This window comes from Mumia sp. ZJ430, from assembly GCF_011751845.1.
Lineage (GTDB): Bacteria > Actinomycetota > Actinomycetes > Propionibacteriales > Nocardioidaceae > Mumia.
In genome coordinates this window covers 702114-726886 of the sequence record NZ_JAAHFK010000003.1, presented here as the reverse complement: position 1 = coordinate 726886, position 24773 = coordinate 702114, and the positions used below count along the sequence as shown (strand labels likewise).

The 24773-nt window shown below is 70.9% G+C and carries 25 protein-coding genes and 1 tRNA gene; 15 read left to right on the top strand and 11 right to left on the bottom strand.

Annotation, left to right across the window (positions count from 1 at the left end; genetic code table 11):
- Positions 1–96 precede the first annotated feature (96 nt).
- From HCT63_RS15650 to HCT63_RS15625, 6 genes are all read left to right on the top strand, one after another.
- Positions 97–1017 carry an alpha/beta hydrolase gene (locus HCT63_RS15650; protein WP_167006782.1) on the top strand — a complete coding sequence of 307 codons (921 nt, stop codon included), beginning with the start codon at positions 97–99 and terminating at the stop codon, positions 1015–1017.
- A 158-nt stretch (positions 1018–1175) separates the two neighbouring features.
- Positions 1176–2285 carry a pyruvate dehydrogenase (acetyl-transferring) E1 component subunit alpha gene (gene pdhA, locus HCT63_RS15645; RefSeq protein WP_167006780.1) on the top strand — a complete coding sequence of 370 codons (1110 nt, stop codon included), beginning with the start codon at positions 1176–1178 and terminating at the stop codon, positions 2283–2285.
- Positions 2282–3268 (top strand): alpha-ketoacid dehydrogenase subunit beta, encoded by a 987-nt coding sequence (locus HCT63_RS15640; protein ID WP_167006777.1) that lies wholly within the window; start codon positions 2282–2284, stop codon positions 3266–3268. The genes pdhA and HCT63_RS15640 overlap by 4 nt, the downstream gene beginning before the upstream one ends.
- Before the next feature lie 5 nt (positions 3269–3273).
- Entirely contained in the window at positions 3274–4581 is a 1308-nt protein-coding gene (locus HCT63_RS15635) for a dihydrolipoamide acetyltransferase family protein (RefSeq protein WP_167006774.1), read from the top strand.
- Positions 4582–4728: 147 nt separating this feature from the next.
- Positions 4729–6213 carry a helix-turn-helix domain-containing protein gene (locus HCT63_RS15630; protein ID WP_167006772.1) on the top strand — a complete coding sequence of 495 codons (1485 nt, stop codon included), beginning with the start codon at positions 4729–4731 and terminating at the stop codon, positions 6211–6213.
- A gap of 51 nt (positions 6214–6264) precedes the next feature.
- A complete protein-coding gene (locus HCT63_RS15625) occupies positions 6265–6825 on the top strand; it encodes a PadR family transcriptional regulator (protein WP_167006769.1) in 561 nt (186 codons plus the stop codon).
- Between the two features lie 27 nt (positions 6826–6852).
- Here the strand turns inward: HCT63_RS15625 and HCT63_RS15620 are convergent, their stop codons facing one another.
- Positions 6853–8025: a CoA transferase gene (locus HCT63_RS15620; protein ID WP_167006766.1), complete on the bottom strand. Its 1173-nt coding sequence runs from the start codon at positions 8023–8025 to the stop codon at positions 6853–6855.
- Between the two features lie 130 nt (positions 8026–8155).
- On the opposite strand from HCT63_RS15620, the gene HCT63_RS15615 reads away from it, so the two are divergent.
- Together HCT63_RS15615 and HCT63_RS15610 are read left to right on the top strand one after the other, a co-directional pair.
- Positions 8156–8857, top strand: a complete 702-nt coding sequence (locus HCT63_RS15615; RefSeq protein ID WP_167006763.1) for a GntR family transcriptional regulator — start codon at positions 8156–8158, stop codon at positions 8855–8857.
- Positions 8854–10176 carry an MFS transporter gene (locus HCT63_RS15610; RefSeq protein WP_243843060.1) on the top strand — a complete coding sequence of 441 codons (1323 nt, stop codon included), beginning with the start codon at positions 8854–8856 and terminating at the stop codon, positions 10174–10176. The genes HCT63_RS15615 and HCT63_RS15610 overlap by 4 nt, the downstream gene beginning before the upstream one ends.
- A 77-nt stretch (positions 10177–10253) precedes the next feature.
- Here HCT63_RS15610 and HCT63_RS15605 read toward each other — a convergent pair whose 3' ends face one another.
- From HCT63_RS15605 to HCT63_RS15595, 3 genes are read right to left on the bottom strand one after another with little or no spacing between them, the layout of a single operon-like run.
- On the bottom strand, positions 10254–10742 hold the full coding sequence (locus HCT63_RS15605; RefSeq protein ID WP_167006760.1) for a GNAT family N-acetyltransferase: 489 nt from the start codon (positions 10740–10742) through the stop codon (positions 10254–10256).
- 56 nt (positions 10743–10798) lie between these two features.
- On the bottom strand, positions 10799–11797 hold the full coding sequence (locus HCT63_RS15600; RefSeq protein WP_167006757.1) for an oxidoreductase: 999 nt from the start codon (positions 11795–11797) through the stop codon (positions 10799–10801).
- Positions 11794–12597: a maleylpyruvate isomerase family mycothiol-dependent enzyme gene (locus tag HCT63_RS15595; RefSeq protein ID WP_167006754.1), complete on the bottom strand. Its 804-nt coding sequence runs from the start codon at positions 12595–12597 to the stop codon at positions 11794–11796. Before HCT63_RS15595 ends, HCT63_RS15600 begins: the two co-directional genes overlap by 4 nt.
- A 59-nt stretch (positions 12598–12656) precedes the next feature.
- On the opposite strand from HCT63_RS15595, the gene HCT63_RS15590 reads away from it, so the two are divergent.
- Positions 12657–14447 (top strand): thioredoxin-like domain-containing protein, encoded by a 1791-nt coding sequence (locus HCT63_RS15590; RefSeq protein WP_167006751.1) that lies wholly within the window; start codon positions 12657–12659, stop codon positions 14445–14447.
- Positions 14448–14471: 24 nt separating this feature from the next.
- Here HCT63_RS15590 and HCT63_RS15585 read toward each other — a convergent pair whose 3' ends face one another.
- A complete protein-coding gene (locus HCT63_RS15585; protein WP_167006748.1) occupies positions 14472–15206 on the bottom strand; it encodes an SDR family oxidoreductase in 735 nt (244 codons plus the stop codon).
- Positions 15207–15322: 116 nt separating this feature from the next.
- Positions 15323–15877: a hypothetical protein gene (locus HCT63_RS15580; RefSeq protein WP_167006745.1), complete on the bottom strand. Its 555-nt coding sequence runs from the start codon at positions 15875–15877 to the stop codon at positions 15323–15325.
- Between the two features lie 67 nt (positions 15878–15944).
- Here HCT63_RS15580 and HCT63_RS15575 point away from each other — a divergent pair, with 67 nt between their 5' ends.
- The 4 genes from HCT63_RS15575 to HCT63_RS15560 are packed head-to-tail and all read left to right on the top strand — an operon-like array spanning position 15945 to position 18178.
- A complete protein-coding gene (locus HCT63_RS15575; RefSeq protein WP_243843059.1) occupies positions 15945–16547 on the top strand; it encodes a sigma-70 family RNA polymerase sigma factor in 603 nt (200 codons plus the stop codon).
- Positions 16544–17488: a hypothetical protein gene (locus tag HCT63_RS15570; RefSeq protein ID WP_167006742.1), complete on the top strand. Its 945-nt coding sequence runs from the start codon at positions 16544–16546 to the stop codon at positions 17486–17488. The genes HCT63_RS15575 and HCT63_RS15570 overlap by 4 nt, the downstream gene beginning before the upstream one ends.
- Before the next feature lie 40 nt (positions 17489–17528).
- Positions 17529–17780: a type II toxin-antitoxin system prevent-host-death family antitoxin gene (locus HCT63_RS15565; protein ID WP_167006740.1), complete on the top strand. Its 252-nt coding sequence runs from the start codon at positions 17529–17531 to the stop codon at positions 17778–17780.
- Between the two features lie 2 nt (positions 17781–17782).
- Positions 17783–18178: a type II toxin-antitoxin system VapC family toxin gene (locus tag HCT63_RS15560; RefSeq protein WP_167006736.1), complete on the top strand. Its 396-nt coding sequence runs from the start codon at positions 17783–17785 to the stop codon at positions 18176–18178.
- Between the two features lie 72 nt (positions 18179–18250).
- On the opposite strand, the gene HCT63_RS15555 is transcribed toward HCT63_RS15560, so the two are convergent.
- A complete protein-coding gene (locus HCT63_RS15555; RefSeq protein WP_167006733.1) occupies positions 18251–20122 on the bottom strand; it encodes an acyl-CoA dehydrogenase in 1872 nt (623 codons plus the stop codon).
- Positions 20123–20267: 145 nt separating this feature from the next.
- On the opposite strand from HCT63_RS15555, the gene HCT63_RS15550 reads away from it, so the two are divergent.
- Complete coding sequence (locus HCT63_RS15550) at positions 20268–20726, top strand: Rrf2 family transcriptional regulator (protein WP_167006730.1); 459 nt, start codon at positions 20268–20270, stop codon at positions 20724–20726.
- A gap of 23 nt (positions 20727–20749) precedes the next feature.
- Here the strand turns inward: HCT63_RS15550 and HCT63_RS15545 are convergent, their stop codons facing one another.
- On the bottom strand, positions 20750–20974 hold the full coding sequence (locus HCT63_RS15545; RefSeq protein ID WP_167006727.1) for a hypothetical protein: 225 nt from the start codon (positions 20972–20974) through the stop codon (positions 20750–20752).
- An 86-nt stretch (positions 20975–21060) separates the two neighbouring features.
- Here HCT63_RS15545 and HCT63_RS15540 point away from each other — a divergent pair, with 86 nt between their 5' ends.
- Positions 21061–21810, top strand: a complete 750-nt coding sequence (locus tag HCT63_RS15540) for a hypothetical protein (RefSeq protein ID WP_167006724.1) — start codon at positions 21061–21063, stop codon at positions 21808–21810.
- A gap of 77 nt (positions 21811–21887) precedes the next feature.
- Here the strand turns inward: HCT63_RS15540 and HCT63_RS15535 are convergent, their stop codons facing one another.
- From HCT63_RS15535 to HCT63_RS20290, 3 genes are all read right to left on the bottom strand, one after another.
- Entirely contained in the window at positions 21888–23462 is a 1575-nt protein-coding gene (locus HCT63_RS15535) for a M28 family metallopeptidase (protein WP_167006721.1), read from the bottom strand.
- Between the two features lie 156 nt (positions 23463–23618).
- Positions 23619–23689, bottom strand: a tRNA-Gly gene (locus HCT63_RS15530).
- Between the two features lie 45 nt (positions 23690–23734).
- Entirely contained in the window at positions 23735–24565 is an 831-nt protein-coding gene (locus HCT63_RS20290; RefSeq protein WP_208322460.1) for an SH3 domain-containing protein, read from the bottom strand.
- Positions 24566–24773: the final 208 nt, after the last annotated feature.

Sequence of the window (24773 nt, the reverse complement as noted above, 5' to 3'; positions counted from 1 at the left end):
GCCGGACTGTTCGGCCATACCTCTTGACCGACGTCGGTCGGGCGCGGAAGGGTACGCGACACCGATGGAACGCCGTTCCAACATATGGAGGGTCACATGCGCCTTGCCCGTCCCGCCCGCCTCGCCGCTGCCGCCGCACTTGCCGGTAGCGTCCTGGCCGTCTCCCCGGCCCCAGCCTCTGCGGAGCCCACCGTCGCGCACTACTCGAGCCAGGTGGTGAACGACGGCGCCGACGTCTACTACCCGTCCGACGCGCAGGGTGAGCTGCCGGTCGCGCTGCTCATGCAGGGGGCTCAGGTCCACCGCATGCACTACGCGGCGTACGCACGTGCCGTCGCCTCGTACGGCTTCGTGGTCGTCGTCCCGAACCACAAGCGCCTCGTCTTCTTCGACCAGGACTACTACCCGTCCCAGAAGATGCCCGCGGAGGCGATCGGCTGGATGGACGACGAGAACGCGAACTCTTCCTCGCCGCTCGCTGGCAAGATCGACACCGACACGCTCGTGCTGCTCGGTCACTCCTTCGGGGGCGCCGCTGCGCTCGGTGTCGCTGAGGAGAGCTGTGGCATCCCGTTCTGCACCACGCTCGGCTACTCGCTGCCCAGCGAGGTGAAGGCGGCGTCGCTGTTCGGCACCAACAACAAGTCCCCGCTGTTCGGCAACTCCGCGAGCATGGACAACCAGATCCCGGTCCAGCTCGTCCAGGGCACGGTCGACGGCGTCGCGCTTCCGGCCGACGCGGAGACCTCGTACACGAAGCTCGAGAACGGACCGAAGCAGATCGTCCGCGTCGCCGGTGCCAACCACTACGGCATCACCAATGCGCAGAACCCTGCCGGCGCCGATCCCGATGCGAGCGCTCAGCCGATCTCGCAAGCGGCGAGCATCGCGACGTCTGCCCGCTGGGCGGCGCTGTTCCTCAAGGCGCAGCTCGGTGACGCGGCGGCTGCCGACTACGTGTTCTCCACCGGCGACGCCGCCGACAATGGGGTGACGGTGACCAGCCAGACCTCCTGATGACGGGGCCGTGCGGCGCTCCCCAGTGCTAGCCTGACTGCACGGTGTGAGCATGCTCACACCGGTGGGGTGCGCGCCAAACACCAACAGGTAGGCGCCCCACGACTCACATCCGCCGGCCGCGGTGACCCCGGGCCGCCGAACGCGAGGAGTGCCGCATGGCCGACCCCGTCGACCCTCCGCTCGTCCAGCTGCTCACCCCTGAGGGCGAGCGGGTCGAGCACCCCGACTACCAGTACGACGGCGATGACGAGGTCGTCGCGGGCCTCTACCGCGACCTGGTGCTCACCCGCCGCATCGACACCGAGGCCACAGCGCTCCAGCGCCACGGAGAGCTCGGCATCTGGGCGTCACTCCTCGGCCAAGAGGCTGCGCAGATCGGTTCGGGTCGTGCACTGGCAGCCCAGGACTACGCCTTCCCGACATACCGAGAGCACGGTGTCGCCTGGTGCCGCGGCGTTGACCCGATCGCGCTGCTGCGGCTCTTCCGCGGCACCGACCAGGGGACGTGGGACCCCGACGAGCACAACTTCGGCCTCTACGCGATCGTCATCGGCGCGCAGACGCTCCACGCGACCGGCTACGCGATGGGTCTGCAGCGCGACGGCGCGGTCGGGACCGGTGAGGACGGGCGGGACGCGGCGGTGATCGCGTACTTCGGCGACGGTGCGACCAGCCAGGGCGACGTCAACGAAGCGTTCGTGTACGCGGCCGTGACCAACGCGCCGGTCGTCTTCTTCTGCCAGAACAACCAGTGGGCCATCTCCGAGCCGACGGCGCGCCAGACGCGGGTGCCGATCTACCAGCGCGCGGCGGGCTTCGGCTTCCCCGGTGTGCGGGTCGACGGCAACGACGTCCTCGCCGTGCACGCGGTCACGACCGAGGCGCTGCAACGAGCCCGCGAGGGGAGCGGGCCGAGCCTGATCGAGGCCTTCACCTATCGCATGGGGGCGCACACCACGACCGACGACCCGACCCGCTACCGCCACTCCGACGAGGTCGAGCGCTGGAAGCTGCGTGATCCGCTCGAGCGCGTACGGGCGTACCTGCGGCGGGTCCACGCCGTCGACGAGCAGTTCTTCACCGACGTCGAGGCCGAGGCGGAGGCCCTGGGCGAGAGGCTGCGCGCGGAGGTGCGGGCGCTCCCGGACCCGGATCCGACGACGCTCTTCGACCAGGTCTTCGTAGAGCAGACCTCGGAGATCGCCGCCGAGCAGGAGGAGTTCCGGTCCTGGTCGGCGAGCCTGGAGGAGGAGGTCGCGCGATGAGCCGCACGGTGACGATGACGATGGCCAAGGCGCTCAACGCCGGTCTGCGCGCGGCGATGGACCGCGACTCCAAGGTCGTGCTGATGGGGGAGGACATCGGCAAGCTCGGCGGCGTCTTCCGCATCACCGACGGCCTCCAGAAGGACTTCGGCGAGGATCGCGTGATCGACACGCCTCTGGCGGAGTCGGGGATCCTCGGTACGGCCGTCGGTCTCGCCCTGCGCGGATACCGGCCGGTGGTCGAGATCCAGTTCGACGGCTTCGTCTATCCCGCGTACGACCAGATCGTCAGCCAGGTCGCGAAGTACCGCTACCGCTCCGGCGGTCGCGTCTCGATGCCGCTGGTCGTCCGCATCCCGTTCGGTGGCGGGATCGGGGCGGTCGAGCACCACTCCGAGAGCCCCGAGGCGCAGTTTGCGCACACGCCCGGCCTCAAGGTCGTCGCGTGCTCCAACCCGCGCGACGCGTACGCGATGATCCAGCAGGCCGTCGCCTCGCCGGACCCGGTGATCTTCCTGGAGCCCAAGCGGCTCTACCACTCGACGAAGGCCGAGATCGACCTCGACGCGACACCGCCGCCGCTGTTCAGCTCACGCGTCGTCCGGGCCGGGAGCACGGCGACGGTCCTCGCGTACGGGCCGTCGGTGTCCGTCGCGATGGGTGCTGCGGAGGCGGGGATCGCCGACGGGCTCGACCTCGAGGTCATCGACCTGCGGACGCTCTCGCCGCTCGACATGGGGCCGGTGTACGAGTCCGTGCGCAAGACCGGACGCGTGGTCGCTGTCCACGAGGCGTACCGCAACCTCGGGATGGGTGCCGAGCTCGCGGCCCGCATCAGCGAGGAGTGCTTCTACTCCCTCGAGGCGCCAGTGCTGCGCGTCGGCGCGTACGACATCCCGTACCCGCCGAGCCGCGTCGAGGAGTCCTACCTGCCGGACCTCGACCAGGTCCTCGACGCCGTCGACCGAAGCCTGGCGTGGTGAGGCCCGTGACGACCCACGAGTACAACCTGCCCGACCCCGGCGAGGGACTGACCGAGGCCGAGATGCTCTCCTGGCACGTCGCCGTCGGCGACACCGTCAAGGTCAACGACATCGTCTGCGAGATCGAGACCGCGAAGTCGGTCGTCGAGCTCCCGACCCCGTACGCCGGCACGGTCACCGCCCTGCTCGTCCCTGCGGGGGAGACCGTCGCGGTCGGGACCCCGATCCTCGCGGTCGAGACCCCGTCGGTCGAGCCTGTCGAGACCCCGTCGGTCGAGCTTGTCGAGACCCCGTCGGCCGAGGAGCCCACGCCCGTGGCGACGCTGGTCGGGTACGGCCCGCGCGAGCGGCAGTCCGTACGGCGCCGCCGCCGTCCGGCCGTCGAGGAGCGAGGCGCGTATCGAGGGCGCGACCTCCCGCTCCGGACGCTCGCCAAGCCGCCCGTCCGCAAGCTCGCGAAGGACCTCGGCATCGACCTCCGCGAGGTGCCGCCCGGCGAGGGCGGGATCGTGCGGCGAACGGATCTCGAGGCGTACGCGGAGGGAGCCGAGACGCCAGCGAGCGCCCCTCTCGCCCCCGCCCCTCTCTCACCCGCCGCTGCGCCACCGTCGGCCGAGCGCGAGACCCGCATTCCGGTCAAGGGTGTCCGCAAGGCCACCGCGGAGGCGATGGTGGCCTCGGCGTTCACCGCTCCGCACGTCACCGAGTGGCTCACGGCCGACGTCACCCGGTCGATGGAGCTCGTCGACCGGATGCGCCTCGACCCCGACCTCGCAGAGGCCAAGGTCTCGCCGCTCCTGCTCGTCATCCGTGCCGTGTGCCTCGCGCTTCGGCGTACGCCGGAGATGAACGCGACCTTCGACGGTGCCGCGCAGGAGATCGTTCTCAAGCACGACGTCCACCTCGGCATCGCCACGGCAACTTCGCGGGGGCTCCTCGTGCCGGTGGTCCGTGACGCGGACCGCCTGACGATGCCCGACCTCGCGGCCGCGATCGGCGACGTGGTCCGGACCGCCCGCGAGGGCAAGACGCAGCCCGAGGCGTTGACGGGCGGGACGTTCAGCATCACCAACGTCGGGGTCTTCGGCGTGGATGCGGGGACGCCGATCCTTGTCCCGGGCCAGACTGGGATCCTTGCTGTCGGGGCGATCAACCGCCGGCCCTGGATCGTCGACGACGAGATCGTGCCCCGGTGGGTGACGACGCTGGCGGTCTCGTTCGACCACCGCGTCGTCGACGGCGCGCAAGGATCGCGGTTCCTCGCCGACGTCGGCCGCCTGCTGGAGGACCCGGCGAGCGCCATGACGCTCTGACATCGCCCTATGGCGGGTCGATGACGGCGCGGACCTGACATACGGATGTCGTGAATGCGCCACTTCTGCCGTTTTCCTCTCCGCTCTGCCGTCCACTCGTTACCTTGCTTGAGGACAACCGGGGCCGGGGGGCGAAGGGGTGATCCGGTGACAGGTGAGTCACGTGACGTCAGCGCGTACGAACGCGTCGGCTGGCTGCTGCGCCAATGGCGGTTGATGTCTGCCGACACGAACCTCCGCAAGCTGCAGCCGTACGCCGAGGTGCTCGCGCGCCACGGCCACCGCGCAGACGCCTCTCGCATCTCGAGATGGGAGTCCGGCAGGCTTCGTGTCCCCGAGTCGGTCCTGCGGTCGTACGAGGAGATCCTCGGGCTGCCCCGGGCCGGCCTCGCGGCGCTGTGCGAAGGCGTGGCGCGCTCGTGGGGTGCACGGCCCCCGACCCGTACGACCGAGGTGTCCGACGAGATCCTGAGCGAGGCGTTCGCGACGGTGCAGGGCTCGGTCGTCGAGGGTGTCGACTGGTTCGAGTGGGCGGGCTGCGTCGCGGCACGCCACGCCGTCGACGACACCCTCGCCGCTGAGACGGGTCCGCTCGTGGCCCGGTTGGTCAGCGAGGCGTCGCGCGCCAACGGCCTCGCGCTCGTGACCCGCTACGAGGCGCTGCGGCGGTTGATCGAGTCGCCCACCCACCAGGGGCGGGTGATGCAGACGATCGGCGCCCAGGTGATCGACCCGACCGCGCAGGCGACGCTGATCCCCGTCATCCTGATCGCCGAGGTGCGGGCGGAGAAGGCCGTCAACACGCTCATCTCCCTGCTCGGTCAGCCGTCGGCGCAGCTGCAGCTCGGCGCGACGTGGGGGCTGCACCGCAAGCTCACCCGGCACGAGGTCACGCCGTCATCGATGGCTGCGCTCGAGGCACAGCTTGCACAGATCCTGTTCGACGGGTCTAACGAGAACGCCCTCGTCCGCATCGTGCCGTTGTTCGACGTCCTCCCTCCGCAGACCGCCGAGCGGCTGCGGAGGCTGCGTCCGCAGCTCTTCCCGACGCGTCCGCGCGGCGTGGCCGGCTCGGCGACGAGCCGCGCGACGATGCTCGCGACGGCGGTCCGCGGAGCGACCGCCCGCATCGAGTCCGTGACGGGACGCGAGGTCGACGCCGTCGGACGCGCGGTCATCGAGGACGCCTACAGCGCCACCAGCCACGACGTACGCCACCAGTCCGCGATGCTTCTCGCGCGCAGCCCGTACGCCCCGGTACTCGCCGAGGTGCTGATCGAGCAGACGCATCCCAACCGGTGCTTCGACGGAGCGCCGGGAGTGCTCCCGTACGTCGTGGGCAAGGCCGAGCGCGACGCGCTGATCACGCGGCTCGACGAGTCCGGAGCCGACCTGCGCCAAACCTTGGTGACGCTCGCGCACGTGCCCGGTGGGCCGGTCGCGGGAGTGGCGCCGCTGCTGGGCCACGCCGACCAAGGTGTCGCGCACGCGGCGCTGTTCGCCGCCGGGATGCAGCAGGACCCCGTCCTTGCGAGGTTGTCCCGAGATCGCCGCCGATCAGCCGAGATGCGCGCGGGTGCGCGGTGGTGGCTCGAGCACGGCGGCCGCGTCGACGACGCGCGGGTCACCTGACTGCTCGGTGCCCTCGGGGCGTACGGCAGCACGGCGGGCTAGGTTGGCGTCGTGTCGTTGAGGTTCGCGCTGCTCGCCGCTCTGCTCGAAGGCGACGCGTCCGGGTACGAGCTGAGCAAGGTGTTCGACGTGTCGTCGGCGCACTTCTGGTCGGCGACGCCGCAGCAGCTCTATCGCGAGCTCGATCGGCTCGAGAACGACGGTCTGGTGGACGTCGAGGTGGTGCCGCAGGAGCGGCGTCCGACCAAGAAGGTGCTCTCGCTCAACGAAACCGGCCTCGCGGCGCTGCGCGCGTACGCGTCGGCGCCGGCCCGTTCGCAGGCGATCCGCAGCGACCTCATGGTGAAGGTCCAGGCTGCGGATGTCGCCGATCTCGACGCGCTCCTCGCCGCGGTCGCGCAGCAGGCCGAGGAGTTCCGGGCCAAGCAGCACCTGTTCGAGGTCGTCCGCGAGCGGATGCTCGACGGTCGCGACTCGGAGACCTACCTCCGTGAGGCTGACCGGGTGGGGCCGTACCTGACCCTTGAGCGCGGCCTCGCCTTCGAGCGCGAGAACCTCGCCTGGACCGAGCGGGTGATCGCGGTGCTCACCGCGCGCCGCGACGCGGGCTGACGCTCGAGCGCGGACCACCGAAGCCGCTCAGCGAGCGGCGGACTCCTGCTCGTCGAGCCAGGCGTCGACCTCGGCGTTGTGCTGACCGAGCCGCGGCGGCGCGAGGTTCTTCTCGCGCGCACCCGCGTACGGGTTGTCGTCGAGCCGCAGGACGGGACCGGGGATCTCGATCGGCCCGAGGGTCTCGTGGTCGACCTCCACGAGAAGGCCCTGCGACAGGGTCTGGTCCCAGGCATAGACGTCGTCGAGCTGGCGCACCTTGCCCGCAGGGACGCCAGCCTCGGCGAGCCGCGCCAACCAGACCTCGGCGCCCTCGGAGGCGAACGCCGACTCGATCCGCGCCGTCAGCGCGTCGCGGTTGCGGACGCGCAGCGGGTTCGACGAGAACGCGGGGTCGTCGACGTCGACGCCGATGAGCGGAGCGAAGCGTCTCCACAGCCCCTCGGAGCCCACCGAGAGCTGTACGGGAGCGTCGGCGGTGCGGAAGAGCCCGTACGGGGAGATCGACGGGTGGTGGTTGCCGGCGGCGCGCGGGAGCTCACCGGCGACGGTCCAGCGGGTGCCTTGGAACGCGTGCACGCCGACCATGCCCGCGAGGAGGCTTGTCCGCACCACGCGGCCACGGCCCGTACGGTCGCGCTCGTGCAGCGCGGCCGCGATGCCGTACGCGGCGTTCATCCCGGCGAGGAGGTCGGCGATCGGGACGCCGACCTTCGTCGGGTGCTCGGCGTCGGGGCCGGTCATGCTCATCAGGCCGCCCTCGCCCTGCGCGATCTGGTCGTAGCCGGCACGTGTCGACTCCGGTCCGTCGTGCCCGAATCCGGTGATCTGGCAGATGACGAGCCGCGGGTTGAGCTCCTGCAGGTGCTCGTAACCGAACCCGAGCCGCTCGAGCACGCCCGGCCGGAAGTTCTCGAGGAGGACATCGGCCTGGAGGACGAGCCGCTCGAGCAGGCGCCGACCCTCCTCGCTCTTGAGGTCGGCGGTGACCGAGAGCTTGTTGCGGTTGCACGAGAGGTAGTAGGTCGCCTGCTCGTCGCCCTCGCTCCCCGTCACGAACGGAGGACCCCACTGGCGGGTGTCGTCGCCGCCGGGCGACTCGACCTTGATCACCGTCGCTCCCAGGTCGCCGAGCATCATCGCGGCGTGCGGGCCGGCGAGGGCACGGGTGAGATCGACGACGACGATGTCGGACAGCATCACGGCTCCTGGGTTCGGGTGCGGGGCCCGACCATCCTCACACCTGCGGCACACGGCCCCGTACGGCGAAAGGTGCCAAACCGTACCCGCTCCGCTGGCAGCGCCGGCCGCCTGCGATCATGTATGCAACATGTGTGCATCACCGGCCTCTGCCCTTCCGCCCACGGTCCCCACCGCCCGCACCTCCGCGACCGAACGCACGTACGCGGCGATCAAGCGTGCGATCCTCGTCGGCGACCTGCCGGGCGGGGACGAGCTCGGCGAGGTGGTGCTGGCAGAGCGGTTCGGCTGCTCGCGCACTCCGGTCCGCGAAGCGCTGCTGCGGCTGCAGACGGAGGGGCTCGTGCGGATCTACCCGAAGAAGGGCGCGATCGTCCTCCCGGTCACGAGTGCCGAGGCCGGTTCGATGTGGGAGGCGCGTGCCCTGGTCGAGCAGTGGGCGGCGCCGCGGGCCTTCGCCGAGGGGGCGCGGGTCCGTCCCGCCATGGACGCGCAGGTGGAGGCGATGGAGGAGCACCGTGCCGACGACGACCTCGCCGCGTTCACGGAGTCTGACCGTCTGTTCCATGAGGTCGTCGTCGACGCCGCGGGCAACGCGCACCTGTCGCGCTTCTACCGGAGCCTGCGGGAGCGGCAGATGATGATCAACGCGACGGCGATGGGCCCCTCGCCGGCGCGGATGGATCGCGCGATCCGGGACCACCGTGAGCTGGCCATGCTCATCGCGGGGGACGACCTCAGCGCCTTCGTCGCGGCGAACGACCGGCACCTCGCGACGTCGCGGCACGCGGTCCAGGGCGACGCCAACGGCGACGCGACGGTCGACGCGTGATCGCGACCGTCTCGCGACGTCTCGGCCTGCGGCGTGGCGCCTACGCGGTGTGGGTCGTGGCGCTGCTCGTCTACGTCCTCGCCGTCTTCCACCGGTCGTCGCTCGCGGTCGCGGGGCTCGACGCGACCGAGCGGTTCGGCATTGGCGCTGCGCAGCTCTCGACGTTCACCGTCCTGCAGCTCGTTGTCTATGCCGGGATGCAGATCCCTGTGGGGCTCGCGCTCGACCGGTTCGGCCCTCGCGCCGTGATCCTGACCGGTGTGCTGACGCTGAGCGTGGCGCAGGTCGGGTTCGCGTTCGCGACCTCGTACCCGGTGGCGCTCGCGGCCCGCATCGCAGTCGGTGCGGGCGACGCGATGGTGTTCGTGTGCGTGCTGCGCCTCGTGGCCAACTGGTTCGCTCCGCGCAGGGTCCCGCTGATGACCCAGCTCACCGGGATCAGCGGGCAGGCCGGCATGATCCTCGCCGCAGTCCCGATGACCTGGGCGCTGCACCACGTCGGCTGGACTACCGCCTACCTCGTGACGGCAGCGGTCGGTCTGGTGCTCGCGTTCGCGCTGGTCGTCGTCGTGCACGACCGGCCGGGCATGCGTCGTCACCTCGGTCCGCCGCTGGAGGTGCGGGGACTCGGGCGCCGGGTCCGTGACGCGTGGGCCGACGACGGCACCCGGCTCGGCTTCTGGACGCACTTCTCGACGCAGTTCAGCGGCACCGTCCTCGGCATCCTCTGGGGCTACCCGTTCTTCGTGCGTGGCGAGCACGCCTCGCCGGCGTTCGCGGCGTTCCTGCTCACCCTGCTGACGCTGGCGACGATGGCCTCGGGCCCGTTCCTCGCGTGGCTCACCTCCCACCGGCCGTACCACCGCTCGTCCACGACGGTGGCGATCATCGCCGCGATCGCGTGCGCGTGGGCGGCGGTCCTGCTGTGGCCCGGCGACGCTCCGTACTGGCTGCTCGTCGTGATGGTGGTCGTCACGGCGGTCGGGGGACCGGCGTCGATGGTCGGGTTCGACTTCGTCCGCACCTTCGGCAGCGCCGAGCGGGCGGGGCTCGCGACCTCGCTGGTCAACACCGGCGGCTTCATCGCGTCGCTGTGCACGATGCTCGCGATCGGGGTGGTGCTCGACGTCCTGACGCCGGCCGGGACCGATGCCTACCCGTCGGACGCGTTCGGCTGGGCGATGGCCGTGCAGGCGGTGCCGTGGGCGCTCGGGATCACCATGATCCTGCGGCACCGCGGCGTGATGCGGCGCAAGCTCGCGGCGACGGCGCCCGAGATGCTGGAGGCGATGCGGCGCGGCGAGTCGGTCTCCGTCTGATCCCCCACCCGGGACGTCATACCGATTGCGGGTCAGGGACCACGAAACGTATGACGTCCGGAGCGGCGGCGGGAGGATCAGCCGACGCGCTTGACCAGCATCGCGACCTTCTTGCCGTTCGGATGGTCGAGGCGGCCGACCTCGGTGTAGCCGCGGGCGCGGTGGAACGCGAGCGACGGCTCGTTCGGTGGGTCGACATAGACCTCGAGTGCCACGAGCTCGCGGGCACGCGCCCGCTCCTCGAGCACGTTGTAGAGGAGGGTGCCGACGCCACGTCGTCGGAAGTCGGGGGCGACGACGACGCGGTCGAGGTACGCATAGTCCTGGGCGTCGTACTCGTCCTTGTACCACTGGTAGTTGATGCTGTCGTACGGCGTGCCGGGCGGCAGCGTCAGCGCGAACCCGGTGAGCACACCGTCCGCGTCGGTGCTCACGACCGACTGGTCGGCGTACCCGACGATCTCACGGAGCCTGTCGGCCGTCAGCGCCCCGACACCGTCGATCGCACTCTGGTTGAGGGCGAGGACCGCGTCGAGGTCGGAGTCTTCCATCCGTCGTACGAGCATGGCCGGAGCCTAACCGCCTCGCGGCGCCAGCGGGAGAGAAGTACTCGGGAACACCGTCAGGTTGCGTCGAACGTCAAGCCCGCCGCGGCCTCGGACGCGGCCCACAGGTCGGCGGCGAGCTGCGGGTCACGCGCCGTCGAGGTCATCCCGACGAGCCGGGGCCGGCCGCGCAGCTGACGCGGTCCGGACGGCCCGACGTACGAGCCGCCGGGCAGGCCCGGCTCCGTCGCGGCGCGCTCCAGGGGCCAGGCGCCGGCGGCGGCCGACTGCGCGATCGCTCGGCTGACCTGGTGAACGAGGACGCGCTGGAAGGAGCGCCCGCCGAGCTCGAACCCCGATCGATCGAGGTGGGTGAGGGCCCAGCCGGGATGGGCCGCGACGCTCGTGACGTCGATCCCCGCGGCCCGCACACGGCGGTCGAGCTCGCGCATGAACAGCAGGTTCGCGAGCTTGGACTGGTAGTACGCCGTCCACCGGCCGTACCGGCGCAGCTCGGCGTGCGGCTGCAGCGTCTTGAGGTCGATGCCGCGGGCGAATGAGTGCATCAACGACGACACCGACACGACGCGCGCGCGGCTCGCGACGAGCATCGGCCACAGGTGCGCGGTGAGCGCGAAGTGGCCGAGGTGGTTGGTGGCCATCTGGAGCTCGAAGCCCTGCGCGGAGGTGCGGCGCGGCGACGCCATGACGCCGGCGTTGTTGAGGAGGACGTCGACGGTACCGGCGTGCGCCATGATCTCCGCAGCGCCCTCGCGCACGGAGCCGAGGTCGGCCAGGTCGATGCGGACGGCTGTCGCGTCGAGGTCGTGGACGCCGTGGCGCAAGGCGGTCAGCGCCTCCTCGACCTTGGCGAGGTCACGGCCGGTGGCCACGATGCGGGCGCCGTGGTGGGCGAGCTGGTAGGCCGCCTCGGTGCCGAGGCCGCCGGTGACGCCGGTGAGGACGACGGCCTTGCCTGTCAGGTCAGGGATGTCCTCGGTGCTCCAGGACGCGGCGTCGGCACCGCGCGCTGTGCCCCCGGGAGCGCCGGTTGCTCCGGAGGGATCTCCGCTCACGGCGTCACCGCGATCTCGGCGAGCAGGTCGCCGACGAGGGTGGAGTCGCCTGTCCAGGTCAGGCTCAGAGGCTGGAGGGCCTCGCGACCGGCGACGAGCGTGACGAACGTGTCGGCCGTCATCGTGATCCGGACGTCGGCATCGTCGCTCGCGCCGTCGTGGAGCCGGCCGCGCCCGTCGTCGCCGACCCCGACCGTGACCGTACGCGTGATCGGCGTGGTGAGCTCGAGGACCAGGCTGGTGCCCCGAGCGGCCTTGAGCTTCTTGGCGAGCACGTACGGGAGCGCGAGCAGGAACCCGCTCACGACCAGTACCGCCGCCTTGCCGTCGTACCCGCCCGCGACGCCGGCGGCGACCCGGATGTCCTGCTCGTGGACCCACATGTCGATCATCCGGTTGCGCAGCAGCACCTCGTTGCTCCAGCCGATGCCCCCGGGGGTGTCCTCGGCCGGTGCCCGTGGGTCTTCGGGCACGGTGGCGAGCACGTCGCGGCGTACGGCGACCGCGATACGCAGCTCGTCGAGGAGCTCGGCGGTCGACATGTCGTCGCGCTGACGGACTCCTGCCTCGGTGTAAGCGGCCTCGACCTCACTGCCCTCGGCGTGGAACTCGCTAGGGCCGCCCCGGCCGGTGTGCGAGAGCTCGGACTCGAGCGCAGCGAGGTGCGCGACCACGTCGCGGACCGTCCAGCCCGGGCACCCGGTGGGTGCGGCCCATGCCTCGGCGGGCAGGTTCGCGAGGAGGGCGAGCGTGCGCTCGGCCGACTCGGCCCAGGCGTCGACATACAACGAGAGATCCATGCGCGGCAGCCTAGGGGACGCGGTGGTCCCCTGGCGCCCCTCCGCATGACAATAGAGAGGTGACGGACGGACTCAAGCCTCGCGTACGTGCTCCCGAGCTGCGGGGTCGCGGCTGGCTCGGCACCGGCGGCGAGCCCCTGACGTTGGCCGACCTACGAGGCCGCTTCGTGATCCTCGACTTCTGGACCTCCGGCTGCGTGAACTGCCTGCACGTCCTCGACGAGATGCGGCCGCTCGAGTCGACGTACGCCGATGCGCTGGTCGTCGTGAGCGTCCACTCACCGAAGTTCGCGCACGAGGCCGACGCCGACGCCCTCGCGGCCGCCGTCGCTCGCAACGGCATCACGCACCCCGTCCTCGACGACCCCGCGCTCACGACCTGGCAGGCGTACACCGCCCGCGCCTGGCCGACGCTCGTGCTGATCGACCCTGAGGGTTACGTCATCGCCCAGTACGCGGGGGAGGGCCACGTGCACGCCATCGACGCGCTGCTCGCACGGCTCGTGCCGGAGTACGAGGCGCGCGGCACGCTCACCCGCGGCCGCTCGCCGTACGTCGCCCCCACGCCCGAGCCGGGGGACCTGCGCTTCCCCGCGTCCGTGATCCGGCTGCCGTCGGGCTCGCTGCTGGTCGCCGACGCCGGGAGCGGCAGCCTCGTCGAGCTCGCGGCAGACGCCACGACCGTGCTGCGCCGGTACGAAGGGTTCCGTGAGCCGAACGGCCTGCTCGTGCTCCCGGACGAGCTGCGTGACGTCCTCGGGTACGACGTCGTCGTCGCCGACACGGTGGCGCACCGGCTCCTGGGGCTGAACCTCGCCGACGGCGCCCTGCAGGTCCTCGCCGGCGACGGCCGTCAGTGGATGCAGGGCGACGGCACGGGCTCGCTCTCCTCTCCGTGGGACGTCGCGTGGTGGCGCGACCGCGTGTGGATCGCGATGGCGGGCATCCACCAGCTCTGGACGTACGACCCGATGTCCGGCGACGTCGAGATCGTCGCCGGGACGACCAACGAAGGCATGGTCGACGGCCCGCTCGCCGAGGCGTGGTTCGCGCAGCCCTCTCGCCTCGCACCCGACGGCGACACCCTCTGGCTCGCCGACCCCGAGACGAGCGCGTTGCGTCGGATCGTCGAGAACGGTGGCGCACTCGTCGCCGAGACGGTCATCGGCAAGGGGCTGTTCGACTTCGGGTTCGTCGACGGTCCTGCCGGCGACGCGCTCCTCCAGCACCCGCTCGGCCTCGCCGTGCTCCCGGACGGGTCGGTCGCGATCGCCGACACCTACAACGGTGCCGTCCGCCGCTACGACCCGGCGACCGGCGAGGTCAGCACGCTCGCGGCCGACCTCGCCGAGCCGTCCGGACTGCTCCTCGACGGCGCCGGACTGCTCCTCGACGGCGCCGACCTGCTCGTCGTCGAGTCGGCCGCGCACCGCCTCACCCGTGTGCCGCTCGGCGCCTCGGCGCGGGCCACCGGCGCGAGCCACACCACCGGCCGCCCTGCGACCGAGGTGCGAAGCGGCGAGGTCGAGCTCGCGATCGCGTTCACGCCGCCTCCCGGACAGCACCTCGACGAGCGGTACGGTCCGGCGACCCGTCTCGTCGTCACCGCGACCCCGCCCGCGCTGCTGCGCGAGGGCGAGGGCCGCGGCACCGGCCTCGTACGACGCCTCGTCCTCGACCCGGCCGTCGGTGACGGTGTCCTCCACATCGCGGCGATGGCGGCCTCGTGCGACGACGGCGACGAGATCGGTGCGGCGTGCCACGTACACCAGCAGGACTGGGGAGTGCCGGTGCGCCTCACCGACGACGGCGCCGCCCGCATCGACCTCCCGCTCGGCGGGACGACCTAGGCCCGACGGACGGGACACCACTGCTCACCACGGGACCGTCCCCCCGGCATCGACGAAGGTGCCTGACGCGGCGCCCTCGGGGAGTGTGGCCGCCGCACCGATCACCTCGGCTGCGGCCTCGGTCGTCGTGGGTGCCTGCTCGCGGTTGCCGGGAGCGAGATCGGTCTGGACCCATCCGGGGCACACGGACGTGACCTTGATCGGTGTCTGCGCCAACGCCTTCGCCAGCGCGACCGTGACGTTGTTCAGGGCGGCCTTCGAGGCTTGGTACGCCGGCAGCACCATCGGGTAGTACGCCGACTCGGGATCGGACTGGTCGGTCAGCGATCCCATCGTGCTCGAGACGTTGACGATCCGGCCAGCCGCGCTCTTGCGCAGCAACGGCAAGAAGGCGGACGAGACCGCGACGGGCCCGAAGACGTTCGTGGCGAAGGTCTTCTCGAACATCGCGCGGTCCAGAATGCTCCCCGGTTCGGCCTCGGTCGCCTCGGGGAGGATGCCGGCGTTGTTGACCAGCACGTCGAGGTGCCCGAACTCCTCACCGATGTGGGCGGCCGCCGACCGGATCTGGGCCGGCTCGGTGACGTCCAAGGTGAGGCTGCTGGCGGAGTGTCCTTCCTCGACCAGGAGCTGCGCCGCCTCCTCGCCGTCCGCCGCGTTGCGCGACGCCACGATCACGTGGTGACCGTCCTTCGCGAGGCGGCGTGCAGCGGCGAACCCGATTCCTCTGTTGGCGCCGGTGATGAGTGCGATCTTCATGGGTGATGTCCTTCCGAGACGTGAGGGCCGCGGTCCTCGGCGGCCGTGGTGCGACCTCTATCCCAGCAGTGACGGGCCCCGCGAACTGGCGGGAAAAGGACGCCGCAGCACCGGCCTCAGACGGGCGCGTGCCGCTGCGCGCTCCGCCGCCGCAGGAACCACACGAGCAGCGCCGCGAACACGCCGAGGACCACGCCGCCGGTCCCGACCAAGAGCGCACCCACGGACAGGGCGAGCACGCCGAGCACCTGCGGCTGCTTGCCCGTACCCCACTGCGCGTCGGTCAGGCGCGCGTCCTCCGCGCCGCACGACAGTGTTGCCGGGGCACCCTCCCAGGTGCGCAGCGAGTCCTTCGCCGACAGGGCGACGAGGTGCCACCCCACGACCGACGCGGACTGGTTGCGCAGTGCGGGCACGTCGAGCGTGGGTCCGCCCTCCGGCGTCAGCGCGCAGGAGACACCGAGGTCGTCGCCGGTGCTGTCGGACGGCACGTCGGCCTTGACCCACACGGCGAACCGGTGGTCCGGCACCGTCAGCGCACCGTCCGCCGGCAGACGGGTCACCTCCGCGTCGCGGGCCACTCCCGCGGCTGCCAGACCGAGCATCACGGCGCCCACGACACCGACCAGCGCGAGCGCCACCCCGACTCCGTACCACGCGCGCGACGGCATGCCCCGAGACTAGGCGGTCGGGGAGCGGCTGAGGGAACCCGGACGCCCGTGGTGGACTCTTCTGGGTGTGAGCATCCATGCAGGAGACCGCCTCGACCCGCGCGCCGACCACGGGACGTGGGCTCAGCTCCGTACGGGCAGCGAGGCGGCCTTCGGCGAGCTGTTCTCCCGGTACGGCGACGCCGTCTACAACTTCGCGTTCCGGCGCGTGGCGTGCTGGGCGACCGCCGACGACGTCACGCAGGCCACGTTCGTGGCGCTGTGGCGGCGGGCGAGCGAGGGCCGGGTCGAGGAGCTGCGAGGCGACTCGGCGCGGAGCGTGCTGCTCGCGATGGCGTCGCAGGAGTGCGCCAACGCACTGCGTGGACGGCGCCGGCTCGCCGCCCTGCGGCGCAAGGTGCCCGCCGAGGAGGTCGACCGCGACCACGCCGACGGGGTTGCGGCCGACGTCGACAGCGAGCGGCGGATGCGGGAGATCCGCGCGGTGGTCGACCGCCTGCCAGCAGGCCAGAGGGCGGTCGTCGAGCTCGTCTGGTGGTCGGGTTGCTCGATGCAGGAGGCCGCCGACGCGCTCGGCGTGCCCGTCGGCACCGTGAAGTCCCGCCTCGCCCGCGCCCGCGCGCGACTCGGCGAGCAGTCCGTGATCGTGCGACGAGAGGAACTGGCATGAGGATCGACCTTCCGCCCGAGCGGACGCTTCCCGACAAGGACGAGCGGGCTGCGCGGATCGTCGCGACGGCATCTCGGGGCCGTCGCACCCGCGCACTCCGCTGGGCTGCCCCGGTCGTCGCCGCCGTGGCCGCGGCGACCGTCATCGGTCTGAGCCTCGTGTTCGCCGGCGACGACCCGGCCGGTACGGGGGCCGCAGCACCCGAGCCCGAGGTCGCGGCAGCACCGACGGCAGCACCCGAGGCTGCGGAGCCCGACGTCGCACTGTGGCTGCGTGACCTCCCGCACGACGAGGCGGCAACCCTTGCGACCCAGTGCGGGACCGGGATGGGGAGCACCCGCTCAGTGTTCGAGGCGGGCGAGGTGCTGTCCGCGCAGGTGCATCGCGCACTGGTCGGTCGCGGTCCGGTGGCCGTCGTCCTCGCCGAGGACACCGCGACCGGCGAGCGTCTCGGGTGCGAGATCGCCCTGCGCCCGAAGCGTGCCCCCGAGGTCCTCGGAGCGGCACTGATGGGGGGTCCGGGAAGCAAGTCCACCGTGAACAGCAACGACGCCACGCATCCGGCGATCCCGACCGACGGCCCGGGCGGACACTCGCTCGGCTACGCGGGCGGCACCTACCAGGTCGACGAGCGCGTCGCGTCAATGCGCCAGCGGTTCGTCGTCGACGGCGAGCCGGGTCCGTGGCACGTGGCCCCGGCCGTCGACGGATACGTCTATCTGCAGGCGAGGATCGCCGCGTCCATGCTCGACGGCGTGGGGGCGCTGCACCTGGAGACGCAGGTGCTCGACGGGGACGGCGAACTCCTCGACGCGCCGGGCGAGCAGAAGCACGGGGGAGGGATCACCCGCAGCCCCGGGACCACCCGTACGGACGATCGCAGCCGGGACCTCTGCAGCCTGCCGGCTTCCGGCGCCAGCTCCTCCACCTGCCTGGGCTGAGGTCCTGGCCGTCAGACCGGTCGGCGACTAGTCTGAACCCATGACGGCGAACGCACACGAGATCGGCGCGTACGAGGCCAAGACACGCCTGTCCGCTCTTCTCGACCAGGTAGAGCACGGCGACACGGTCACGATCACCAAGCACGGTCGTCCGGTCGCCCGGCTCGTCCCGATCGGCGATGCCTCGTGGACCCCGATCGAGGTCGTCCTCGACGACCTTCGCCACCGCCGGGTGCCTGGCCGAGACGGTGACCTCTCGATCAGGGAGATGATCGACGAGGGTCGGGCCTAGGAGTGTTCGTCCTCGACGCCTCGGCCGCGCTTGGCCTGCTGTTCGATGATGAGGACGGTGAGGTGGCGGAGGTGGCGTTTCGGACCGGACAGCGGGCCGTCGTCCCGCCGCTGTTCCTCCAGGAGGTCTCCAACGCCGTCGCTGTCGCGGTCCGACGGGGACGGCTGGCGCGAGACGACGCGCCCGAGGTTCTTGCGCGCCTCACGCGACTTCCGATCCACGTCTCGCCCGCGATCCCGCACGGCCAGGTGCTTCTCGAGCTCGCGCTCGCTCTCGAGATCTCCTCGTACGACGCGACCTACCTCGCACTCGCACTCGGTGAGGAGATCCCGCTCGTCACTGCCGACCAGGCGCTGTCGAGAGCCGCAGCCTCGCTCGACGTCTCGCTCACCCCTTGAGCGACAAAGGACCCGGCCGTTCCGACCATGGTGGTCGGAACGCCGGGTCCTTGTGTCGGGTCTTGCGTCAGATCAGAACGCGGCCTCGTCGAGGTCCATCACGTCGAGATCGACGGCCTCGGCGATCGCCTTCTCGGCGGCAAGCTTCGGGAGCACCTGGCGAGCGAAGAACTGTGCCGCGGCGACCTTGCCCTCGTAGAAGTGCTTGTCCGACGGCGAGACCTCACCGTCGAGCGCCTCGAGAGCGACCTCGGCCCCGCGCAGCAGCAACCACGCGCAGACGACGTCGCCGAGCGCCATGAGGAGACGGCTTGAGTTGAGGCCGACCTTGTAGACGTTCTTCGGGTCGCCGCCGTCGGCCGGGTTGGCCGACATCATCTGACCGAAGACCGCGCCGAGGATGCCCTGGGCGTCCTCCAGCCCCTTGGCGAGCAGCTCGCGCTCGAGCTTGAGGCGGCCGTTGCCGGCCTCGGAGGCGATGAAGCCCTGGATCTCCTGAGCGACGTGCGCGATGGCCTGCCCCTGGTCCCGGACGATCTTGCGGAAGAAGAGGTCCTGACCCTGGATCGCCGTGGTGCCCTCGTACAGGGTGTCGATCTTGGCGTCGCGGACGTACTGCTCGATTGGGTATTCCTGGAGGAAGCCCGAGCCGCCGAAGGTCTGCAGCGACTCGGTGCCCAGCAGGACCCAGGACCGCTCGGAGCCGTAGCCCTTGACGATCGGCAGCAGGAGGTCGTTGACGCGCTCGGCGAGCTTGTCCTCCTCGCCGTCGGCCTCGGCCTGCATGACGCGGTCCTGCCACGTCGCCGTGTAGATGACCAGCGAACGCAGCGCCTCGGAGTACGCCTTCTGCGTCATGAGCGAGCGACGCACGTCCGGGTGGTGCGTGATGGTCACGCGCGGGGCGTCCTTGGCAGGATCGAGCATGTCGGCGCCCTGAATGCGCTCCTTGGCGTACTCGAGCGCGTTGAGGTAGCCGGTCGACAGCGTCGCGATGGCCTTCGTGCCGACCAGCATGCGCGCGTTCTCGATGACCTGGAACATCTGGGCGATGCCGTCGTGGACCTCGCCGAGCAGCCAGCCCTTGGCCGGTGCGCCGTTGCCGACCGACGGATCGCCGAAGGTGACCTCGCACGTCGTCGAGACCTTGATGCCCATCTTCTTCTCGACGTTGGTGACGTACGCACCGTTGCGGGTGCCGTCGAGCTCACCGGTCTCGAGGTCGAAGCCGTACTTCGGGACGACGAACAGCGAGAGACCCTTGGTGCCGGGGCCGCCGACGCCCTCGATGCCGACCGGGCGGGCGAGCACCAGGTGGATGATGTTCTCGCTCATGTCGTGCTCGGCCGAGGTGATGAAGCGCTTGACGCCCTCGACGTGCCAGGTGCCGTCCTCCTGGAGGTACGCCTTGGTGCGGCCGGCGCCCACGTCGGAGCCCGCATCGGGCTCGGTGAGGACCATCGTGGCGCCCCACTGACGGTCGACCATGTGCTGCGCGATCAACTTGTCCCGCTCGGTGCCGTTGCGGTAGACGATCGAGCCGAAGTTCGGGCCGGCCGAGTACATCCAGACCGCCGGGTTGGCGCCGAGCACCAGCTCCGCCGTGGACCAGACGAGCGAAGGCGGCGCGGGCTGGCCGCCGAGCTCGACGGGGAGCTGCAGGCGGAACCACTCCGAGTCCATCCACGTCTTGTAGCTCTTCGCGAAGCCGGCCGGCATCGTGACGGTGCAGGCCTCGGGGTCGTAGACCGGAGGCGTGCGGTCGGCCTCGGCGAACGACACGGCGAGGTCCTCGCGAGCCATCCGGTCGATCTCGCTCAGGATGCTCTTCGCGGTGACCATGTCGAGGTCCTCGAAGAGACCTGTACCGAGGACCTCGTCGCGGCCGAAGACCTCGAAGAGGTTGAACTCGATGTCGCGAAGGTTGCTCTTGTAGTGGCTCACGGCGACGTGTTCCTTCGTGGTTGGTGCTGCCTCGGGAGGCCAGCGCACTTACTAGTCGGTAACACCAGTGTCCTACTCGCCGGTAACCCACGCAAGCCCGGGGCGCCCAACCAGAGTTCTCGTACGGATCTGGGAGACTTCACGCATGCGGGTTTCCACCAAGTCCGACTACGCCCTTCGCGGCCTGATCGAGATCACCAGCCGCGATGACGCGGGTCCCGTCTCCGCCGAGGAGATCGGCCGACAGCAGGACATCCCGCACGGGTTCTTGCAGGCGATCCTCGCTGATCTGCGCCGGTCCGGGATCGTCGTGAGCCAGCGCGGCCAGTCCGGCGGCTGGCGCCTCGCCCGCCCGGCCGACGACATCACCGTCGCCGACGTGATCAGGGCGGTCGACGGCCCGCTCGTCAGTGTGTACGGCCTGCGGCCCGAGGCCGTCTCGTACAAGGGCGGCGCGGAGGTCCTCCAGCACGTGTGGATCGCCGCCCGTGCGAGCCTGCGCGACGTGTTCGAGTCGGTGACCATCCAGCATCTCGCCGACGGCATCCTCCCCGATGCGGTCGAGGCGCTCACGAAGGACGACGACGCCTGGCAGCCGCACTGACGCGTCGGCGTGGACGACGGGGCTCAGCCCTCGGGCGACACGCCGTCCTCGAGGGTGAGCGGGGGAGCGCTCACGCGCCCGCGTTCGCGTTCGAGCAGGACGCGCGTCACCAGGACAGATGACGTGATCAGCCCCAGCGCGAGGAGCGCGATCTGGAGCGGGATCGGGCGGAAGCCCAACAGGGCGAGCGCGCCGGACCACACCACGACCAACGCGGCGTAGGCAGCGAGGATTCGCAGCACGAGCACGGGGGACCTCCTCGGGGGAAGGGGTCCTCCCGAGCCTAGTAGTGCGCCTCTTCGCCCCGTACGGCGGGGCGGCTAGCGTTGCTTCCATGACGACGACCGCGAACCCCTGGCGCGAGGCGCTCAACGCACTCGGCAGCGCCTTCATGACCTCCACGATCATTCGCTCGGCGTCGAAGGAGGCGGGGATGCCGGGCTCGGCGCTCTACTTCCGCGGACGCGTCGGCATCCTGGGTGACGTCTCGACCCAGACGGCGTACGACGTCCAGGCGATCTTCTCCCGTCGTGTCGTCGACACGATCTGGGAGCGCAGCGCCGACGTCACCTCCGACAAGGCGGTCGAGCTCTACGTCGACGCCTGTCGGCGCTGGGGTCGGGAGAACCTCGTCGAGAACGCGGCGGCCACCCGCGCGGCGGAGCTGCTCGAGTGCGTGCTGGACGAGGCCGAGCTCGCGCCGATGCTGCTCGCGCAGGGCTGGCAGCGCGCGCCGCGTGCCGACGACGTCCCCGCGCGGCTGGCCCAGGCCGCCATGGCGGTACGCGAGATCCGCGGCGGGCTCTACTTCGCGGCGCTCGCGCTCGTGGGGCTCCCCGTGCACCGCGCGATGCTCGCGGACCCCGGGGCCGGGCCGGACCGGATGACGTCGCTCGGATGGAACGAGGAGGAGATCGACGAGGCGAAGACCCATCAGCGTCCTGGTGACGGTGCGCGCTGGCGAGACGCGGAGCGCGCGCTCGACGGCGCCTTCCTCGGTCTGCTCGGTGACGTGCTCGGCGAGGACCGGCTCAACGACCTCGGTGAGGCACTGCTTCGGGTCGAGCGGAGCGACAAGGGCTGAGCGAGTGCCACGGCGCTGACGCGCCGGCGCCCCTGCACCCACGTGGGTGCAGGGGCCGCCGGTTTCTCCGAGGCCGGTCAGCGGATCAAGGCGTGACCGCTCCGCGTGGCCGTGCTCGGCGCGGAGAGCGCTTGCGCCTTGGCGGCCGCTGCCGCCTTGGCCTTGCGGCTGCCGTCGGGGAACAGTCCCGACCTCGACTTCGTCAGCGTCAGCGTGGCGTGCGCGGCGGCGTCGCCGAGTTCGTTGAGCGACTTCACGCTGAGGTTGGTGATGTCGTCGCAGGCCTGGTGGTAGCACGGGTCGTACGGCTCACCGGCCGTGCCGCCGTAGACCGCCGCCTGCTCCTCCGTCTTGATGCCCTCGGCGCCCGAGAAGAGGCCGCCGGCCGGGATGCCCGCCGCGATGAACGGCCCGTAGTCAGAGCGTCCGTCGAAGGCGGTCGGGTCGCTGGCCAGTCCCTTGCTGTCGAAGTAGTCCGTGAAGACGGTCTCGATGACGTCGGACCCAGGCGGTCCGACGGGGCCGCCGTCGGAGCCGTCGCCGTCGTACACGAACCGGACGTAGTTCGGCGAGCCGATCATGTCGAAGTTGAGGTTCGCGTAGATCTTCGACCGCTGCTGGTCGGTGAGCGAGGCGACGTAGTGCTCGGACCCGAGCAGGTTGGCCTCCTCTGCTCCCCAGAACGCGAAGCGCACCGGGCGGGCGAGCTTCTTGGTCAGCTTGAGCTTGGACATCTCCTGCGCGATCGTCAGGATGCCGGCCGTGCCGCTGCCGTTGTCGTTGATGCCCGCGCCGGCCGCGACCGAGTCGAGGTGTGCCCCGACCACGACGACCTGGTCCTTGTTCTTGATCTTCTTGAGGTCCTTCGCCGGGAGGTCCGCGATCACGTTCCAGGTGGTCCGGTTGGGATCGGTCTCGACCTCGGTCGAGACGTTCACGGTGACGGGACCGGCGGCGACCTGCCCGAGAAGGGCGACGGCGTCGTCGTACGACAGGCCCACGACCGGGACCGACTTCGGGTCACCGAGCGTGCCGATGGACAGCTCCGTGCGGCCCGGGTTGCCCTCGTTGAAGATGATCACGGCGTCGTAGCCGGCGGCCACGGCGTTGTCGACCTTGTCGGCGAAGTCGCAGCCGCCGCGCTGGACGAGCGCGACCGAGGGCTCTGCCGGTGCGGCGGTGAAGTCGCCGGCGGCGCAGCCCGCGGTGCTGCTGGGCTCCGGGGTCGCAGGGACGACGTTGTTGGTGGCCGGGACCACGACTCCGGTGACGTCACCGCCGCCCGAGTAGTCGAAGATGTCCGTCGTGTAGTCGGTCGGTGTGGGTGACACCTGGGACAGGGTCGGGTCGGAGAGCGACCGGAAGAACGAGAACGTGAACGCTTGCTTCGTGACCGAGTAGCCCGATCGACGCAGCTGCTTGGCGACGTAGTCGACGGAGGCCTCGTAGCCCGGGAGTCCGGATGCGCGCGTTCCTTCGTTCTGGTTGGCGATGACCTGGAGCGCGCGCGCGTGCTTCAGAATGCCGTTGACGGTGACAGCTTTGCGGAGCTGGCTCGTGTTGACGTCGTCGATTGCCGCTGCGGGTGTCGCGGTGGTCACCAGGGTTGCGGCGACCACCGCTCCCAGGGCTCCGGTGAGTGTTTTATTCACGTCGGACCTCCTCGTTGAGTCGGGTGTGACCCGCCCAACGTAGGTGAGACCTACGTCACATGCCCAGGGGTGATCGTGAAATTTGTGCGTACTCGCGAGGACGGTGTGACAACGACGAAGGCCCCGGACCATCGGTCCGGGGCCTTCGTGCGGGAGAGCGGGCGACGGGAATCGAACCCGCACTATCAGCTTGGGAAGCTGATGTTCTGCCATTGAACTACGCCCGCGATGCGTTGCCGCCGAGGCGACGCGGACCACTCTATACGACCTTGTCAGCCCACCGTCACGTGGACGTGGTCGTAATGGTTGGCCGTCGATGAGCCGCGATCCTCCATGGATCGCCAGCCCTCTGAGGCGCGCTGCGTGGTCCAGATCTGCTGGGCCCAGAGCACCTCGGTGACGCCGAGGCGCGAGGCGTTGGCACGGACGTAGTCGGCGATCTGGTCGCCCGTCGCACCGCTCACCATGATGTCGAGGGCGCGTCCGCTGCCGTGCTCGCCGCCGTCGCCCGAGCGGACGCCTCCGTACGACGTGACGCTGGGGAACTCGGCGCACACCGCGCGGTGGACCTTGATCGCGTTGGACGTGAGACCGCTCTCGACGGACGAGCCGCTCGCGCAGGGCTTGCCGGAGACCGACGTGCTCGGCGAGTCGGACTCGCTGCCGTCGGCGGACTCCCCGTCCTCCTCGGGCTCGGCGGTCGCCTCAGCGACGCCGGCGACCAGGCCCGCGCGTGCCTGAGGGAGGGCCTGGCGCTCGCTGGAGCGGCTGACCGCGACCTCGCGGCGCTCGGCGATGTGCTGCTCGAGGCTCGGGGGCGACGCGAGCACGTGGGTCTGGCCTACGTCTGTCGTCCCGCCGACACTCGCCGCGGTCGTCGTGACCACCTGCGGGGCGGACGCGGCGACGGTGGCGACCCCCGCGATCAGGAGGCCGGCCAGGGTGGCGGGCCGACGGCGGGTGGAGCGCAGCGGCAGCGCCTCGAGGCGTGCCTGCGGGGTCTCGCGTGCCGCCGTCTCGGGGGGACGGGTCCTGGACGACGTGCGGGTGACCAGGAGCTTGCGTGGCGCGCGGTGTGCCTTCCTGCGGCCGGGGGTAGCCACAAGATTCACCTTCCGTGGACTGCAGGGGGACCACGGAAGTGAAGCACATCCTCCCCGGCCGAGCCAAGGGGTCCTGCACAGGCTGGTCCGGGAGAAGCCGGTTCAGGAGGGTCCGAAAGCCGCACCGCTTGCCCCCGGTCATCGGCCATTTCAGACCGTGGCGATGAGTCGAATGGCACAGTCTGTCCGAGATGTCCACGACCGTACG